Raw genomic sequence first — 18,763 nt, 5'->3', positions numbered from 1 at the left:
GGCTTAAGAAATTATTAACTATTTGTTCTAGATATTATTTCAATCTTTGAAAGATTACCAAACTAACTCACAAATGAAAAGAAAATTACTAGTAAAATTATTGCTGTTTGTATGTGTTTTCGGTTATCAAAATGCCGAAGCCCAAATTTTTAAGAAAAAGAAAAAAAATACGGAGCAAGAATCTAAAAAACCTTCAAAAGATAAAATTCAACCTTACAATAAGGTGATCACTAAAGATGCCGTAAGTGATGCGGGACTTTTTACTACCCACGTAGTTGACGAGAATCACTTTTTTGAAATTCCAGATTCACTATTCAATAAAGAAATGTTGATGGTAAGCCGTATTTCTAAAACTGCCTCAGGTATTGGTTTTGGTGGTGGAAAAATAAACACTCAAGTTTTACGATGGGAAAAGAAAGATAAAAAAGTATTGCTTCGCGTAGTATCCCATGATGTTGTGGCTGCAGATTCTTTACCTGTACATGAAGCCGTTGTAAATTCAAATTTTGAACCAGTTTTATACTCATTCGATATAAAGGCTGTTCAGAAAGATTCACTTAACCCAACTACCGTCATAGAAGTAAACGATATTTTCTCAAAGGATACCAAAGCTCTAGGTATGCCTGAAAGATTTAGAAAAAGATACAAGGTATCACGTTTAGATGAAGGCAGAGGCTATATTGAATCAATCAAAAGTTACCCTTTAAATGTTGAAGTACGCCATGTAAAGACGTATTTAGCAAATGCAGCACCTAGTAATCAAACTCTTGGTTCTATTTCTGTTGAAATCAACAACTCAATGGTGTTGTTACCTGAAGAACAAATGAAACGCAGATATTTTGACGAACGTGTTGGCTGGTTCTCTCGAGGTCAGGTTGATTATGGTTTAGAAGCTCAAGAGAGTAAGACCGTTAAATTTCTTGATCGATGGCGTTTAGAAGTGAAAGATGAAGATCTTGAAAAATATAAGAACGGGGAACTGGTAGAGCCTAAAAAACAAATTGTCTATTATGTAGATAGAGCTACACCTAAAAAATGGGTTCCATTTATTAAACAAGGTATTGAAGATTGGCAAGTTGCCTTTGAAGCTTCAGGTTTTAAAAATGCAATTATTGCTAAAGAGCCACCTTCAGAAGAGGAGGATCCAGAATGGTCTCCAGAAGATATTCGTTATTCCGTAGTGCGTTATTTAGCTTCACCAATACCAAATGCAAACGGTCCACACGTTAGCGATCCACGTAGTGGCGAAATATTAGAGTCCGACATTAACTGGTACCATAATGTAATGACGTTATTGAGAAACTGGTACTTTGTACAAACAGCAGCTATTAACCCGGCGGCTAGAGGCGTTTCTTTTGATGATGATGTAATGGGTCGCCTAATTCGTTTTGTATCGTCTCATGAAGTTGGGCACACCTTAGGTTTACCACATAACATGGGTAGTAGTGTTGCTTATCCTGTAGATTCGCTTCGTTCTAAAACCTTTACAAAGAAATTCGGCACCGCTCCATCAATTATGGATTATGCGCGTTTCAACTATATAGCCCAACCTGGTGATGAAGGCGTTGCCTTAATGCCAGATATTGGTGTTTATGACAAATATGCTATTAAATGGGGATACAAGCCTATTTTAAACACTAATGCAGAAGAAGAAAAATCTATTCTAGATAAATGGATTATGGCTCATGCCGGTGACCCTCTTTATCGATTTGGACACCAACAAGTAGGTGACATCGTAGATCCAAGTTCACAAACCGAAGATTTAGGAGATGATGCCATGAAAGCTGGCGAATACGGTATTGCCAACCTTAAAAGGATTGTTCCAAAGTTAATTGAGTGGACAGCGGAAGACGGAAAGACTTATGAAGACCTAGATAAATTATACGGACAGGTATTCTCTCAGTTCAACAGATACATGGGGCATGTCTCTAATAACATTGGTGGAGTATATGAAAACCATAAGACATATGATCAAGATGGTGCTGTTTACACAGCTGTAGCAAGAGAGAAACAACAAAGAGCAATGACCTTTCTTCAAGAGCAGCTATTCAATACCCCAATGTGGATGCTGGACCAAGATATTTTAGAACGCACAGAGTACTCCGGCTTCTTAGAGCAAATGCGCTCAATGCAAGTACGTACATTGAACAATGTATTAAGCTTAGGAAAGATGGCGAGGTTAATTGAAAATGAGACCATAGATAAGTCAGAAGCATATTCTCTTGCTCAAATGATGAGCGAATTAAGAAAAGGAATATGGTCTGAAGCTAAAAATGGCAAAGCCGTAGATACCTACAGAAGAAACTTACAAAAAGCTCATATAGATCGTTTAGCATATTTATTGACAGCAGACAATCAAGCCAAAGCTTCTGATTTCGGTGGCTACAGAAAATCAACAGTTGTCAACACAAGCCAATCTGATATTAGAACGATAGCAAGAGCTGAACTGAACATTTTAAAGCGAGATATTAGAAATGCACGCAATAGAACCTCTGATATGATGACAAAATATCATTACGACGATGTTTCTGAGCGGATTAACGTCATTTTAGACCCTAAGTAAGAGCATGTTTTATGATCGATAAAATACACTTGTCGATGAACAACCAATATCATCGATAAATGGATTGTATTAACCACATTTTAAATATTCTAGACATCATAAAAAGCCCATTACACAACAATGGGCTTTTTCATGCGTTATTGTTTTTTAGATTAGCAACGAATTTAAACCCCCAAATCATGACCAGTAAATTAAAAAGTCTTATTTACCTAGCTTGTTTCATCTGCGCTTCTGTTGTATATCATCAAAGCACAAGTGAAAACACACAAGAAGAGATTGTAATTAACACCTATGAACAAGAAGCTGATATTGTTATCAACCCTTACAAAACAATGGAAGGTAGAACAACAGCTAATTAGAAAATCACAAAATTTACCTACTTAAAAGCGCGGCCACCTACAGCCGCGCTTTTTAATTTTAAACACTTTAAGCAGCCGTTAAACTTTTATTAAAATGGATATTAGCATTAAACCTATCTAAAAAGTTCATGTCAAAGAAGCAAATACATAAAACAAAAAACATGAAAAAATTAATAATGGCCATTTTAGTAATGGCAGGAATATCGGCAACAGCACAAGATCACAACATGAAAGGTAAAAGAGATAGCATGAAAGATTTCACCCCTGAACAAGTAGCTACTTTACAAACCAAAAAAATGACCTTGGCTCTAGATTTAGATGAATCTCAACAATCAAAAATCAAAACTATTCTTACCGAAGATGCTGCAGCTAGAAAGGCCAAAATGGAGGAGAGAAAAAGTAATAAAGAAGATGGTAAAAAGGTTTTGAGTGCAGATGAAAAATATGCTATGCAAAATGAACGTTTAGATCATCAAATTGCGCGTAAAGAACAAATGAAATCTATACTTAACACCGATCAATATGAAAAATGGGTGAAGATGGATCATAAAAATAAAAATCGCGGTAAAAGTGATAATAAAGAAAAACGTTCGTCTCAAAGATAAATATTACGCATAATAGAATAAAAAAAGACTTGCTTTTAGCAGGTCTTTTTTGCCTTTAATCGATTTCTAATTTCTTTCAAAAAACCTTATAACACAGGAAAAAACACTTAAATGATTCATTCACGGATGAATTTGCATACTTAACCAAAATATTTTAAAGTGCAACTATATTAGAAGTACTTAGTTTGTTCGAATTCGAGACCGTTTAATTATTCAACCGCTAGTCTCCAATTAGAAATTAAGATACTAAACCATGATAGCAAAAAAATTAGGTTACTTATCGTTACTTATTCTCATAAGCCTACTAACCAGTTGTCAACAAGAACTATACAAGTCTAATAACAAATTTCACATACCTGAAAAGAGTACCGAAGAACCTCTTGTACAGTTTTTAATTGAGCCCACAAACTACAGTGCAATATTAGAAACAGAAAATTTAGCAAAAGCATTTGACTATTCTAAAATTGCTCATAAAACCTTATGGGTAAATCAATTTAATGAAAAACTAATAATATCTCCAACTACAAGAATTGTAACAGTACATGAAACGGCAGGTCTAAGTACAATTGCAATTGACAGTCTTTTAAAATTCGTCTCAAAAGGAGGGACCTTGCTTGTTACCAAAGCAACTAAAGATGAGCGAATGTCATACTTCTTTGGCATGACACCCGACGCAGATTGGAGTACCAACAAAGAAGCTTCAGGTTTATTTTTCAACAAAGCTCTTTTTCCTGGTATGCAAGGGCGTGGTTTTGACAACAAAATAGTCCATTTAGGTTTTGATGGCAAGAATTTTTCGAGCAATATCAATGTTTTGGTTTCCGCTAATAACAATCAAGAATATCCGGTATTGATTGAAAATAGAATAGGTAACGGAAAAGTGGTTCTGTACAACTCATCTCAAATTCTTAAAAAAGAAATGAGAGGTCTTCTATTTTCTGCAAGTTTATTGGGGTTAGAAGGCATTCCTTATCCTATTGCGAATATTGGAACTTTATTTCTTGATGATTTTCCAACTTCTATGTATGATGATAAAGGCAAGGCAATTTATATTCAAAATGGCATTAGTAAATCTGAAATGTTAAAGGCGGACTGGTGGCCAAAAATGAAAGCACTTGCACAAGAAGAAGACATTAAATACTCTGCCTATGTAACTTTTAATGCGAATGAAAATAATAATGGCGAACCCAATTTTAAAAGCTGGGATCAAACTGGGTTATTAGACGGTAAAAATGATAACGGCACCAACAAGTGGCTTAGAAATGAATTTACCAATAGAGGTCATGAACTTGGTTTTCGTGGTTATAACGATTTACCACTTTCTAAAAAATTATGGAAAGACAATGATCATATTTTAGACAATGTCAAAGCTTCTGCGAATAAATGGGAAGATAATGTTTCAAAAACATTGCCTAGGTCTTACGTTGCTCCAGACAATCAAATAGATAGCCTTGGTCTTATCGCACTAAAGAAAGGTTTTCCCAGTTTAAACTTTCTACACACATCTTTTTTAGGAGATGTATATGAAGGCGGAAACAGAGAATTCGACCCAGATCCATTAAATAACAGATTTTTTGATTACCCTCGTTTAAGTAGCGGCTATAGCATTTCAAAAAAAGAACAATGGGCGGTAGAATCTACATATTTATATACCGGTATTTGGTCACATGCTTTAAATACTAATGATCTTTTAAAGATAGGTAGCAGCTCAAATGCTATTGGTGAACTTAAGAAGTACATTATTGATTACAAAAACAGACACCCATACATGCAGTTTATAACTGCCAAACAGTCTACAGAGGCTGCGATGGACTGGCGCTACCAAAGTATTCGTCATTTAAGTTACGAAGGGCAATACGAAGTTTCAAGTTCCTTAAATACTGATGAAAAAAAAGATTCTTATTGGTTAATGTATGTCGAAGAAAAAAATAATGTGAAGGTCCATGAAAAATTATTTTTCGACGAAACAGAATTTACCTCTGTTCCTTTGTTGAACGGTTTTCTTTATAGCATTAAAACAAAATCTCCCAATATTAGCGTACCAGACATAAGACCAGAAATCAGAACTCTTGTTGGTAGAACCTCAACACTTATTACAGAGACGGGTAGCGAATACAAATCTTACAATCATAGTAAGCAGACAATGGTTCCGTTAAAGCAAAAAATTGATAGGCTTGTAGTTGAAGAGAAAAACGAACAGGCAACCAACTTAATGGAAAAACTATTTGAAAACAATAAGTTTATCAATAGCCAACAGATTGTCACATATGCAGAAGGCATGGAGTCTCAAGGAAAAACCGATCAGCTTTGGTCTCAATTGAATAGTTTGTACTTGAAAAACCCTTCAGGTTCTTATGCTGCTTTTTCACAAGACATTAATACTGTTAGCAACTACCCTTCTCCTGAAATTAAAAAAATGTGGATGGAAAGACAGATGGAATGGGGTCAAAATGATGTAACCATTTTAAAAGAATACTACGACAATTTTAATACTGTTGACAACTCAGAAGTTATAGAACAAGTTTTAGAAGTGTTACATACTTTAGAACCTACTGAAGAAAATGAGATGAAATATTACAAATTTCTAGTAGAATCTAATCATGAAAACCTCTTAATAAGACTTGATGCTATTGAACCTTGTAGTGTTTCAGATAAAGAATTGGCAACCTCAATAAGCAAAGTCTATGCCAATAACTTGAATTTTAATAAAGCTGAATTGTGGCAAAAATGCGGTACTAATATTTCTGAAGTTACCGTTCAAGAATGGAAAGAAAAAGTGAATACGATAGAAAATACTAAATTCACCAATTTTGAATATTATTTAAGATATCTTTTGGTTAACGATCCTGACAAAGCCATTGAAGAAATGCAGGATATTGAAACATGTAGGTCAGATCTTAATAGATTATCTAAAAACATAGCCTTATTATTTGCACAGTATACCCAATACGAAAAAGCATTAGACTGGAGTACATGTAACAATACCGTATCTATTAGAAATATATTGGATTGGAATTTAGAATATGAAAATGGCAGATATTTAAAACAAGTATATACCAACCATATAGAAAAAAATCCAAGAGATTATAATACTATGAATCATATGGTGAAATTGTTATTGTTAAAAGGCGATGTAAACGAGGCAGGCGAAATAGCAGTAACAATACCTCCTACCAAAATTGATCCAGATTTTAAAATAGCATTCAATAATGAGGTTAAAGCTGAATCTGACGAAAAACAATCGCTATACATCAACAAGTTCGAAATATTAATGGACGATGCAATCATTAAAAAATCAGAAATTGAATCTCGAAAAAAGAAAGGACATTCCATTGGGCTTACCTCAACGGCTATAGCAGATGAGTTTAATCCTACACTTTTCAATAATGCATTTCACTTTGGTTTTTATAATAAGAATTTAGATTTTCACAAATTTTCTATTGTTCAAGGTACGGCATATACCGTTTTAAAAGATACGATTGTACCTAATGATATTGGTAGAGATTTATTAGGTTTAGAATATGTCTATAAAAAAGAATCTGATCAAAAAAGCCCGTTTTATGTTGGAGCAAGAGTTGAGATGGACAATTTTAATAAAGTATTCTTCCATTTTAAATCTGGAATAGATTTTATTGGCGACACCAGTACATCTTCTTTAGGCGTAAAAGCTCATCCTGTTACAACAGGACCTGGGTATGATTTAAACATTTACGACATACAAGTGAAAGCGGCACAAGAGTTTGAATACTCATCTAATTTAAACCATGAGTTTTATATAAAAGCCGATTATTATACCGATAGTCAATATTATGCCATTGGTGGTACGCGAGTAGAATACAACCTATTGAATTTAGATAAATTTAAACTAGGTCCGTTAGTTGAAGGAGCTTACGGTGTTGGTTCTGAGGAAAGAAGAAATGGTTTTCCCTACTGGTTAACCGAAAATAGACTTTTTGCTGGCGGTGGATTGCAATTTCAACTTGGTAATGATGATTCTGATTTTAACCTGAAGAGCGATTTCTCTCTTTTTGCAGAACAAGATGAAGATAGCTTTCAACGCTATGAAGGTGAACTATCATATAGAATTAAAAACTTCACCACTATTAATTTAAACTACTCTTACTTTACTATTGACCAGTTTTTCTCGAATACTGTTCAGTTAGGTATTCAGTATAACTTTAAATAAAAAAATAACTAACTCAAATAAAAAGAGCCCTCATATGAGGGCTCTTTTTATATTTTATATCAACAAACTTACACTATAAATCTATTTCTTTCAATGCATTTATAGTAACATCTAAATCTTCATAACTCAAAGCATCATTTAGAAAATAACTTTCAAAAGCACTTGGTGGTAAGTAAACTCCGCGTTCTAACATACCATGAAAGTATTTCTTAAACGTTTCATTATTACCCTTAGCAGAAGAAGCAAAATCAACAACAGGCTCATCAGTAAAATGTACAGATATCATACTACCATAACGGTTAATTTGATGAGCTACCTTTTTCTCGATCAACACTGCTGCAATGCCTTTATGTAGGTATTCTGCCTTATCAGCCAGACTTTTAAATACCTCAGGGTTGTTGTTCAATTCTGTCAACATAGCCAAACCTGCACTCATAGCCAACGGATTTCCACTTAAGGTACCTGCTTGATAAACTGGACCATCTGGAGCTAAAAAGTCCATGATTTCTGTTCGCGCAGCGAAAGCACCTACTGGCAATCCGCCACCTATAACTTTACCGTAAGTAACAATATCAGCCTTTATATTCAGTACTTCTTGGGCTCCACCTTTCGCTAAACGAAATCCGGTCATTACCTCATCGAAAATCAATAGAATTCCCTCTTGGGTACAAATGTCACGTAGCCCTTTCATAAAAGCATCCGAAGGTACAATACAACCCATATTACCGGCAATTGGTTCAATGATGATAGCAGCCAATTCTCCTTTGTTCGCTTGTACCAATTCTTTAACACCGGCTAAATCATTGTAATCTGCCAATAAAGTATCTTTTGCAGTACCTTGGGTAACACCAGGGCTATTGGGACTACCAAAAGTAACCGCACCACTACCCGCTTGAATCAAAAACGAATCTGAATGACCATGATAGCATCCGGCGAATTTAATAATTTTGTCTTTGCCTGTAAATCCCCTTGCCAAACGAACTGCACTCATGCAAGCTTCTGTTCCGCTGTTCACAAACCTGATTTTATCCATATTAGGAACCATAGAAATAGCCAGTTTCGCAAGCTCTGTTTCTATTTCAGTAGGCATACCAAATGAAGTACCGTTCTGTGCCTTTTCTACAACTGCATTAATTACAGGCTCATGGGCATGACCCAATATTAACGGACCCCAAGATGCTATATAGTCAATTAACTTGTTACCATCTTCATCATACAGATATGCGCCTTTGGCTTTCTTTACAAATATTGGATCTCCACCAACTGCTTTAAATGCTCTTACAGGTGAATTTACTCCGCCCGGTATATATTTTTTCGCCTCTGCAAACAGGGCGCTACTTCTTTGATAAATCATGCTCTTACTAAATTTTACTATTATTTGACTTTAATTGGCTGACCAATAGACAAGTCTGCACTACGTAAATTATTCAACTTCATTAATTCATCTACGCTCATATAATACTTTCTAGATAATGAATACAAAGTATCACCCTTTTGTACGGTGTGTATGTTACTCGCATCGTTTGTAACTACTGTTGTATTTTTATAATTGTTTTTTCTAGATTGTCTGTCATATTTATGCAAATCATACTTTTCTATTAAATAGATGAGTTTTTGCGGGTATTTTGGGTCGGTTGCATAACCTGCCTTTCTTAAGCCTCTTGCCCATCCTTTATAGTCCGTATGTCTTAAATTGAAAAGAAAGGCATATCTAGACCTTGTAGTCAAGAAAATACTATGGTCTCTAAAAGAATACATGGGATGGTTATATTTTCTAAAACACTCTCCTTTTTCGTCATCATCATGAAAATCATAATCACCTTCCCAACCTTTATGACATTTTATACCAAAGTGATTATTGGTTTTCATCGCCAATTCCCCTTTTCCGTTTCCACTCTCCAAAAGTCCTTGTGCCAAGGTAATACTTGCCGGTATACCATAGCCCATCATCTCTAATTGTGCCGTCTCGGCGAATGTGCTAATGTAATCTGAAGGTGAATCTATACGGAAACGAATAAATTTAGATGGCTCCGCAGGTAGAATTGCTTTTTCTTCTTTCCGTGAAATATCTAAAGTTGATTTTCTACGTTCTGCCTGTACATTTTTGGTTCGTAATTGGTCTGAGTATTTTTTCTTGGATTTACAAGATGACAACCCGATACCCATCAACAATACCAATAAAATTATCTTTTTCATATATGTAACAAAGGTAAATTTTTCTTTTTCAGTACACTATTCATGCCAGCAATACCTTGTAAACCACCTGTATGTACTGCCATAATTTTGGTTCCTACGGCAAAAGTATCACGCTTAACCATATCGAACAACCCAAAAATCATTTTTCCGGTATAAATTGGATCTAAAGGAATACCTGTTTTTTCTTTAAACTCATTTATAAATAGAATTAGCTCTTCGGATGTTTTTGCGTAACCCCCAAAATGATAATCGGTCAATAGTTGCCAACGTTTATTGTTAACCATTTTATTAATTTCATCTTTTAAAAAATCGCCTTTCAACGCTGAAAACCCCAAAACTTTCTGATTTGGAAAAGATGATTTTATTAATCCGGATACTGTACCTCCTGTACCTACGCTACTACACACAACATCAAATTCCTCATCATCATTTGTGATAATCTCTTCACATCCTTTTATTGCCAAATCATTTGTACCACCCTCAGGCACCAGATAAAATGGACCGAAGTCATTATGTAATGTATCAATAAATACTTGGGATTCCTTTTCTCTATAGTCGCTTCTACTTATAAATTTAAAACGCATACCATCATCATATGCCCTCTTTAACGTGGCATTCGTTTTCCAAGAATTTTCTAGCTCTTCTCCACGTATAATCCCTATTGCCTTGAACCCCTTTTCCTTTGCCGCATAAGCAGTGGCGGCTATATGATTAGAATATGCCCCGCCAAAGGTTAATATGGTATGCTGATTTTCTGCCTTTGCAGCCAATAAATTGTATTTGAGCTTTCTATACTTATTACCAGAAATGAAAGGATGCAGAAGATCTTCTCGTTTAATAACAAGGGTAACTTGCTTTTCTGCTAATAACGGATGTTCAACAAGTTGATTTATGCTTTGCAAGAAGGGCGAATTTAACGCCAAAGATATTTAATAAAGCTGAACGCTCTGCGATTTGTAAGATAATCCATGTCATTTTCATGAATGTAAGCTTCACGCTCAAAACTTAAATTTTGGTATGCCTTATACGTATCCAAATAGCAAATTGCACGAATTACCCATTCAGACAAATACAAAACATAAAAAGGTAGAATCAATAATTCTTGCTGCTGGCGCAAATGAATTTTCTCATGATTTATAAGTACATCATCATTTTTTAAACTTCCATTTTTTAAAAATATAAAAGGCCATAGTGAGAGCCCCACATAATTTTTATAGAAGAAATGTCTAAAAACCAATATCATAGATTTAATTTGATAATGTTATAACAAAGATAAAGCCAAAATTACACCGTAAGAAAATTACCGGTTTTTGTTGCCAACAAAACCGTTTAATGGTGAAAATACGGTTTAAGCGCTTTAACAACTACCTTCATAACTTCTTACTTCTGGGTTATCAACAGAAAGAAGTAACTTTATACCTCAAAAAAGCGTTGATCATATGAAAGAAATAATACCTATTGAAGAAGGTGATTTTTACTGGTCTGAAAACGGCTTTAGGGTATTCACCAAACAATATCACCTTAAACGAGGGTATTGCTGCGAAAGTGGTTGCCGACATTGCCCATATGGATATGATCCTAAAACGAATACGCAATAAATTTTAACATAGCTCGGCATGATATTTGCAAATGTTTTTATTAGAAAAAATAAGTACTTAAAACATATAACGTTATGAAAAGCATCAAATTCCTTGGTTTACCTCTACTCCTTTTAGTTTTTATTACTTCTTGCTCATCAGTCAGCGTACTTTCCGATTATGATCAAAAAGTAGATTTTAACGGTTATAAATCTTACGCCTTTTACAAAACAGGCATAGATAAAGCTCAGATATCAGATTTGGACAAGAAGCGTATTTTACGAGCTATTGAAACCGAAATGAGCTCTAGAGGCTTTGTAAAGTCTGAAACACCAGATATTTTAGTTAGCATTTTCACTAAAGAACAAGAAAGAGTCGATGTTTACAATAACAACTATGGCTGGGGCGGCGCCTGGGGATGGGGTTATAACCCATGGGCATGGGGACCTGGTTTTGGCTGGGGAGGAACTAGTGTTAGCGCAAGCACGCAAGGATCTCTTTACATTGACCTTATCGATAATAAAACCAGCGAATTGGTTTGGCAAGGCAAAGGTGTAGGTACACTTTCAAACACTAAAAATATCGCTAAAAAAGAAGAACGTATTAGAGAATTCGTTTCTCAAATTTTAGAGCAATACCCACCTAATGCGGTTGCAATGAAATAATAAAAGTACAACCTAAAAAAAGGGCTTGTAGATGAAATCATCTGCAAGCCCTTGTTATTTATAGCAAAGGAAAATGGGTATCGTTCTTTACCTCATTTAAAACAAAAGCACTCTTAACACCTCCTATACTAGGTAAAGAGGCAATCTTAAATTTCGCAAAATTATAATAGGCATCTAGATTTTTGACGATAACTTTCAACAAAAAATCAAACTCCCCACCTACCACAAAGCACTCTACCACCTCTGGATATTTCATCACCTGTTCAAAAAAATCATCCATCATGGCTCCTTTCTGTGCTTCTAATGAAACAAAACTGAAAACGGTAATACTTTCTTCAATTTTATCTTTGTCTAAAATGGCTACATAGTTTTTAATGTAACCTTCTTGCTCCAACCTTTTAATACGCTCATAAACCGGAGTTTTGGTAAGCCCCAATTGTTCTGCAATAGATTTAGCAACCGTCTTAGCATCTTTCTGTAAAATTTTTAAGATTTCACGATCTATATCATCTAATTTTTCTGTCATTACTTTTTCCTGTTTTATGATTGCTATCCGCACTTAAAAAGACCTTATTCCTTTTTAATTTATACTTAAAAGTATTATTTCCTAATTTAAACAATATTAACAATTAATTAGTCTTTAAATCATATATTTAAAAGAAACAATGCGAATCTAGCGTAAAATAATTAAGGGCATGAGTACTTCCGAATATGAAAGCAATCCTATTTTAGATAAGCTTCCTAAGCATTTAAGACAATACATTAAACCTCAAAATTATGAGGACTATACGCCTATCAATCAAGCTGTGTGGCGCTATGTTATGCGAAAGAATGTAGATTATCTAAGTAAGGTTGCACATAAATCTTATTCTGAAGGATTACGAAAAACAGGTATTTCAATTGACAATATTCCCAACATGTACGGCATGAACCGTATTCTCAAGGATTTAGGTTGGGCTGCTGTTGCCGTAGACGGATTTATACCACCTGCTGCATTTATGGAATTTCAAGCATACAACGTACTGGTAATCGCGTCAGACATTCGACAGTTAGAAAACATCGCCTACACTCCCGCTCCAGATATTATTCATGAAGGTGCCGGTCATGCACCAATAATTGCCAATCCAGAATATGCCGCTTATTTAAGACGTTTTGGTGAAATTGGATGCAAGGCAATATCAAGCGCTAAAGATTTTGAACTTTATGAAGCTGTTCGTCACCTATCAATTATTAAAGAGGCTAAAGGCACTCCCGCAGAGGATATTGAAAAGGCAGAAAAACATATTGAATTTCTTCAAGAGAATATGGGAGAACCCAGCGAAATGGCGCTTATTAGAAATTTACATTGGTGGACCGTTGAATATGGACTTATAGGTACTTTAGAAGACCCAAAGATTTATGGTGCTGGATTGTTATCTTCTATTGGTGAAAGTCAGTGGTGCACGACCGACAACGTTAAAAAACTGCCATACTCTATTGAAGCGGCTAAAACATCTTTTGATATCACCAAAAAGCAACCGCAACTATTCGTTACTCCCGATTTTGCATTTTTAAGTCAGGTGTTAGAAGATTTTGCCAATACAATGGCATTACGAAAAGGCGGACTTACAGGTTTACAGAAACTTATAGACTCTAAAGAATTAGGCACAATTGAACTAAGTACGGGCTTACAAGTATCTGGTAATTTTGAATCTTTGATTTCTCATGATGGCAAACCTATTTACTTTCAAACAAAAGGTAAATCTGCGTTGGCATTTCGAGAAAAAGAATTGGTGGGGCAAGATATCAATCAGCATGAAACCGGTTTTGGCTCTCCTATTGGTAGACTCAAAGGAATCAATATTCCTATTGAAGATATGAGTCCTAGAGATCTTAAAGCGTATAAAATCTATGAAGGAGAAATTGTTTCATTAGATTTTGTTGGTGGTATTAATGTTACCGGTAAAATTATAACCGGCACACGAAATATTCAGGGTCGCATTATACTAATCACTTTTGAGAATTGTAAAGTGACACATAAAGGCATTACACTTTTCGAATCTAACGAAGAATTGTACAACATGGCTATTGGTGAAGAAATTGTTTCTGCCTACCATGGTCCTGCAGATTTAAAGAGTTTTGACCTTTTGGACCATTCGTTAAGTTCCGGCAGCCAAAATTACGATCAAGTAGGTTTAAACGAACTGGAATCTTACTATAAATTAATTCGTGATTTTAGGGAGGGAAATAATACCATCATCTCCAGAACAAAGATTTTTGAAGTAATACAAGAAAAATACCCGAAAGACTGGCTACTGCCCATTGAAATTTATGAACTGGCAATTTTAAGTGACGAAAAAATACTACCGGAGAAAATAAAAGCACATCTTGAAAACATTAAGCGAGATCAACCTAACCTTGGACAATTAATTGATGACGGATTAGAATTGGCGGCTATAAAATCTAAGGTTTAATAACTTGCAAGCCATCTAAAGAATCAATGGTCTGTTCTTGATACGTTAATCGCCACCCCATAGAGTTGGTGAGTATATAGAATTTCTGCAATTCGCTAATCAGCCTGTTTTCAGCATTGGTACGCAATGCTGAAGCTTCTACCTTTTTCATTAAAGAAGAATTTACCGTTTTCTTTATTTTATTATAGTCGGCAGCATCAAACTGGTTCAAGTAATCTGCAGTGACATCGTAATATTCAAAATCAGGATTCAGGTTAATTTCTGCTTCTGGTATGCTATTGATTTTTACCGTTTTGGTTGCCTGGTCAATTTCAAAATCAATCTTACTTAAATCATAGGCGACGGTTACATCTGCATTTACCACTACTAAAGCTTTTTTTTCCGCTCGTAATAACGGACCAAAAAGTTCTTTTGAATCTTTATAATTATAGACCTCAGCAAAATGACCCTCTGTTACTACTAATTTAGAAACATTGTTTATTTCCTGTTGAATGAGCATAGAATTTTCCTCTAAAATAGATTTATCTTCTTTGTCATCTTGACAAGTTTGGAAGGCAAACAATAATGTCGCTCCTATTACTAAGCCTAAAAGTATTTTCTTCATAAAAAAACAATGTATTTGAAATTAAGGAACAAACGAATATATAAGCCTATCGTTTTAACGAAAAATGACCCGAAAGATGTATTCTGGTATCGTAATTCAGATATTTGAACCAATAATCAGTTGAAGGCATTTGCTTGCCATCATACATACCATCCCAAGCACTATTAGAAGCGTTAGGATCAAGCTGCTTTAAGAGCTTACCATAACGATCATAAATAAATATACCTATATCACCTGTACCAGATAGTTTTGAAGTATCCCAAACATCATGATATGAATCATTATTAGGAGTAAAAAACTTAGGCAACGCCAAAGACTCTACACCTTGGCAAGCAACAGCATCTATATTTATCGTAAATCTAGATTGACTAAAACAACCATTCTCTTCTGCAAATACATAAATAGTCATGGACGTTGAAATTTCATCACCAGCCAATAAAATAACTCCATTACCATCTGCTTCACTATAGTAATCCTGTCCATCTGGTAATGTTGGTAGTGTATACGTAAGACAAGCCGTTACATCATCGAACTCTGCAACTGAGACCTCAGTGATATCAACGAAAAAACTACTTTCATCAAAACAATCTTCCGCTCCCGTAGCACTCCATGCATACACGTATATTGTTTGCGATTCGGTAATCTCTTCACCTGCATTCAATATCGTTCCTGTACCCCCTGTAGTTGTATAATAGTTATTCCCTGCACTCAATGCCGGTAGAATATAAGCGTTGCAAACTTCGACATCAGAGAACACATCTGCCACGGTCAAAGGATTTACAATAAGACTAAAAACAGTCTCATCAAAACAGGTTTCAGATGCTTCCACCCTAACTGTAATATCTTGTTGATTTGCTGTAGTATTATCAAATGAACTTGTTAATGTTATTTGACTTCCCGTGGCGTCAAAATAGGAAACCGTTAATCCTGTTTGACTACCTACTACTTGAGATTCTATAGCCGTCAAATCTAAATTAAATGTTGCAAATCCGTCGGTATCGATATCACATAGTACTATATCATCAATATCGTTTGCCGTAGGTCCGTCGTTATTCACTGTTAACGTAATTGGGTTTCTCTCCAACACCAAATCTGTTACGATAGTGCTCCTAATTTCGCATGTATAAACGCCAGTATCTTCTAATTGAAGGTTTGTCAATACTAAATCTGGAGTATTTGAACTAGGTATAGCAACACCATCTTTAAACCACTCATATACGTTTGCACTGCCGCTAACCGAAGTGGTCAAGGTCAAAGAACCACCAACACATCCTGTTATATTTTCAATATTATCTACTAATGCCTGTGGAGTATCAACAAAATTATTAAAACCATTATAATAATTAAATTCATCTTCAAAATCACCAAATTGAAAACGGTTACCATAAATTCTAAATGAACCCTCATTTAAAAAAACAAAATTTGGCACATCTCCCTCAATATTATTATTGTAAATATCAAAAGAACTTAGATTGGTCCAGTTTACCAAACCGGCAGGTAAAACACCTTCTATGTTATTATCATTAATTTCAAATGACCCTAAATTTATTAGACCTGAGAAAGAATCGGGTATAGTTCCCGTAAAATTATTTTGACCTAGCCATAATGTAAGTAATGTAGTAATATTTCCAATTTCCTCTGGCAAATCACCCTCAAATTGATTAAATCGAAGTATTAAAGACTCTAAGGAAATTAAGTTTTCAACCAATGGAGAAATAGCGCCTTCTAACTGATTTGATTCCAATTGCAAAGTCACTAAATTACTTAAATCATAAATAGTTTCAGGAATTTCTCCTGTAAGATTATTATTGCTTAAAAGTAATTGCCTCAAATTTGAAAGCAATCCTAATTCAGCGGGAATTTCACCAGTAAGTTCATTTATAGAAAGCCAAAGAGATACTAAGTTATTTAGGTTTCCTAACTCAATAGGTATAGTTCCAGTAAGTTGATTCCCTGAAAGCAGTAAAGTCTCTAAATTACTTAAGTTACCAAGTTCGGTCGGTATATTTCCACTTAAATTGTTTGAACCTAACCATAATGTCACCAAATTACTTAAATCTCCTAAAACCGAAGGTATGACCCCTGATAACTCATTGCCATTTAAAAATAAATTTTCAAGGTTTAAAAGATTACCTATACTATCTGGAATAGGACCAGTGAGGTTAGTTTGATCGGAAAGGTCTAGAAAGATTAAGTTCTGGAAATTACCGATTTCAATCGGTATTGTTCCTATTAAATTGTTTCCGGTATTCGAATTATTATCCAAATCAATAGATAAAACATTTTTACCATCAAAGGTTATACCATACCAATCATTGGATACAACGGTAGCAGATAACGGTGTGGCAAACACCCAATCATTGGTAGGATCTACATCTGTCTCACTAACCCAGTTAGGACCTCCGGTGTCATTATATAACGCTTGTAATGCCTCTAACTCAACTAATGGAAGCTGAGCGCTAGCAGTAATTACACTAAACATTAATAAAATAAAACAGCTTAATTTTTTAATCATATTAGACGTAAAACTGGAAAGTACTGAAAAAACTATAGTATTAATATCCAAGCCTAAAAAAATTCGACAAAGTTCCTAATTAGTCTAGAAAACAAGGTCTGGATACTCTTTATGAATTTCAGATTTCAACATATTTAGTTTTACAAGAAATTTCTGGTGCTGTTCTGATTTTTCATTGAACGGCTTATGAAGAATCCCTCTTTGTATTTTTTCAATCTTTTTCATCGTAGGATAAACATTAGAAGCAATACATACTTCGCAAAACTTCTCCCATATATAATCTATTGCCACTTCGTTAGGGTGAATCATATCCTTAGCATAAAAACGATAATCTCGAAGTTCATCCATCATAATTTCATAACTAGGGAAATAGGAAATACCATCATTCAGCACCTTATGTACCGCAGCAATTAGATGCGCCTTACTTAATTGATTTTCTAAAAAGCCGTCTTTTAAATGCCTAACAGGTGATACCGTAAATATAAATTGTGCAGCCGGATTTACTGAACGCACCATTTCAATAGTACGCTCTAAACTCTCTTTAACATCATCAACATTCAATAACTCTTTTGTGAAATTTGCCTGAGGTACTTTATGACAGTTAGCAACAACTTTTTCACTCGCACTATTACGATATACCCATGTGGTACCCAAAGTGATAATGATGTGACTTGCTTTTTTTAGTTGCGTAGTAGTGTTTTGTACTGCTTCATTTAAATCGTCAATAATTTTTTCTTTGGATGGATTACTTAAGCAAGAATGTGCATCGAAACTATGCCATTGCTCATTCTTATTAAACACATCTTTCTCAGTAACTAACTCTTGATGCACAGACTTTTGAATGAGTTTTTCAATTGCCAGAGGATGAAACAATATCCCAAACGGATTCTGTAATCCCTGGAATTTAAAGTATTCTAGTTTAGCCCCAATATTCTCTGAAAAACAAGAACCCAAAAGTAACAACTGACTTGAATAATCAATTGGGCTTTCAGATTTCGATAAAGGTATTTGAGTTAAGAGATTCATACTATTAAAGTTTA

General features: G+C 34.7%; 15 protein-coding genes. 7 read left to right on the top strand and 8 right to left on the bottom strand.

Translation table 11 applies throughout. The features are described from left to right. Positions 1–73 precede the first annotated feature (73 nt). From ACJJVP_RS09240 to ACJJVP_RS09225, 4 genes are all read left to right on the top strand, one after another. Entirely contained in the window at positions 74–2,563 is a 2,490-nt protein-coding gene (locus tag ACJJVP_RS09240; RefSeq protein WP_405413007.1) for a zinc-dependent metalloprotease, read from the top strand. A 179-nt stretch (positions 2,564–2,742) separates the two neighbouring features. After that, entirely contained in the window at positions 2,743–2,922 is a 180-nt protein-coding gene (locus ACJJVP_RS09235) for a hypothetical protein (RefSeq protein WP_405413005.1), read from the top strand. A gap of 161 nt (positions 2,923–3,083) precedes the next feature. Then, positions 3,084–3,527 carry a hypothetical protein gene (locus tag ACJJVP_RS09230; RefSeq protein WP_405413003.1) on the top strand — a complete coding sequence of 148 codons (444 nt, stop codon included), beginning with the start codon at positions 3,084–3,086 and terminating at the stop codon, positions 3,525–3,527. Positions 3,528–3,780: 253 nt separating this feature from the next. Continuing rightward, positions 3,781–7,713, top strand: coding sequence for a DUF2194 domain-containing protein (locus tag ACJJVP_RS09225; RefSeq protein WP_405413000.1), 3,933 nt, complete (start codon positions 3,781–3,783; stop codon positions 7,711–7,713). Between the two features lie 73 nt (positions 7,714–7,786). Here ACJJVP_RS09225 and hemL read toward each other — a convergent pair whose 3' ends face one another. The 4 genes from hemL to ACJJVP_RS09205 are packed head-to-tail and all read right to left on the bottom strand — an operon-like array spanning position 7,787 to position 11,152. Beyond that, a complete protein-coding gene (gene hemL / locus ACJJVP_RS09220) occupies positions 7,787–9,067 on the bottom strand; it encodes a glutamate-1-semialdehyde 2,1-aminomutase (RefSeq protein WP_405412997.1) in 1,281 nt (426 codons plus the stop codon). Positions 9,068–9,087: 20 nt separating this feature from the next. Further along, positions 9,088–9,909 (bottom strand): glucosaminidase domain-containing protein, encoded by an 822-nt coding sequence (locus tag ACJJVP_RS09215; protein ID WP_405412994.1) that lies wholly within the window; start codon positions 9,907–9,909, stop codon positions 9,088–9,090. Further along, the gene (locus tag ACJJVP_RS09210; RefSeq protein WP_405412991.1) at positions 9,906–10,811 is read right to left on the bottom strand and encodes a 1-aminocyclopropane-1-carboxylate deaminase/D-cysteine desulfhydrase; all 906 of its coding nucleotides are present in this window, start codon (positions 10,809–10,811) and stop codon (positions 9,906–9,908) included. The genes ACJJVP_RS09215 and ACJJVP_RS09210 overlap by 4 nt, the downstream gene beginning before the upstream one ends. An 11-nt stretch (positions 10,812–10,822) precedes the next feature. Beyond that, positions 10,823–11,152: a hypothetical protein gene (locus ACJJVP_RS09205; protein WP_405412989.1), complete on the bottom strand. Its 330-nt coding sequence runs from the start codon at positions 11,150–11,152 to the stop codon at positions 10,823–10,825. Positions 11,153–11,348: 196 nt separating this feature from the next. Here ACJJVP_RS09205 and ACJJVP_RS09200 point away from each other — a divergent pair, with 196 nt between their 5' ends. Beyond that, positions 11,349–11,507, top strand: coding sequence for a DUF5522 domain-containing protein (locus ACJJVP_RS09200; RefSeq protein ID WP_166637489.1), 159 nt, complete (start codon positions 11,349–11,351; stop codon positions 11,505–11,507). Between the two features lie 74 nt (positions 11,508–11,581). After that, on the top strand, positions 11,582–12,151 hold the full coding sequence (locus ACJJVP_RS09195) for a DUF4136 domain-containing protein (protein ID WP_405412986.1): 570 nt from the start codon (positions 11,582–11,584) through the stop codon (positions 12,149–12,151). A 58-nt stretch (positions 12,152–12,209) separates the two neighbouring features. Here the strand turns inward: ACJJVP_RS09195 and ACJJVP_RS09190 are convergent, their stop codons facing one another. Continuing rightward, positions 12,210–12,677 (bottom strand): Lrp/AsnC family transcriptional regulator, encoded by a 468-nt coding sequence (locus ACJJVP_RS09190; RefSeq protein WP_405412984.1) that lies wholly within the window; start codon positions 12,675–12,677, stop codon positions 12,210–12,212. 169 nt (positions 12,678–12,846) lie between these two features. Between ACJJVP_RS09190 and ACJJVP_RS09185 the strand changes: the two genes are divergently transcribed. After that, entirely contained in the window at positions 12,847–14,604 is a 1,758-nt protein-coding gene (locus ACJJVP_RS09185) for an aromatic amino acid hydroxylase (protein ID WP_405412982.1), read from the top strand. On the opposite strand, the gene ACJJVP_RS09180 is transcribed toward ACJJVP_RS09185, so the two are convergent. The 3 genes from ACJJVP_RS09180 to ACJJVP_RS09170 form a co-directional block, all read right to left on the bottom strand. Next, a complete protein-coding gene (locus tag ACJJVP_RS09180; RefSeq protein ID WP_405412979.1) occupies positions 14,594–15,208 on the bottom strand; it encodes a DUF4230 domain-containing protein in 615 nt (204 codons plus the stop codon). The two genes, ACJJVP_RS09185 and ACJJVP_RS09180, sit on opposite strands and share 11 nt — an antisense overlap. Positions 15,209–15,254: 46 nt before the next feature. Beyond that, the gene (locus ACJJVP_RS09175) at positions 15,255–17,723 is read right to left on the bottom strand and encodes a T9SS type B sorting domain-containing protein (protein WP_405412977.1); all 2,469 of its coding nucleotides are present in this window, start codon (positions 17,721–17,723) and stop codon (positions 15,255–15,257) included. Positions 17,724–17,807: 84 nt separating this feature from the next. Next, complete coding sequence (locus ACJJVP_RS09170) at positions 17,808–18,749, bottom strand: GSCFA domain-containing protein (RefSeq protein ID WP_405412974.1); 942 nt, start codon at positions 18,747–18,749, stop codon at positions 17,808–17,810. Positions 18,750–18,763 lie beyond the last annotated feature (14 nt).

Source organism: Maribacter sp. Asnod1-A12, assembly GCF_045063735.1.
GTDB lineage: Bacteria > Bacteroidota > Bacteroidia > Flavobacteriales > Flavobacteriaceae > Maribacter.
The sequence above is the reverse complement of the archived record's forward strand: the minus strand, read 5'-3'. Positions and strand labels throughout refer to the sequence as shown.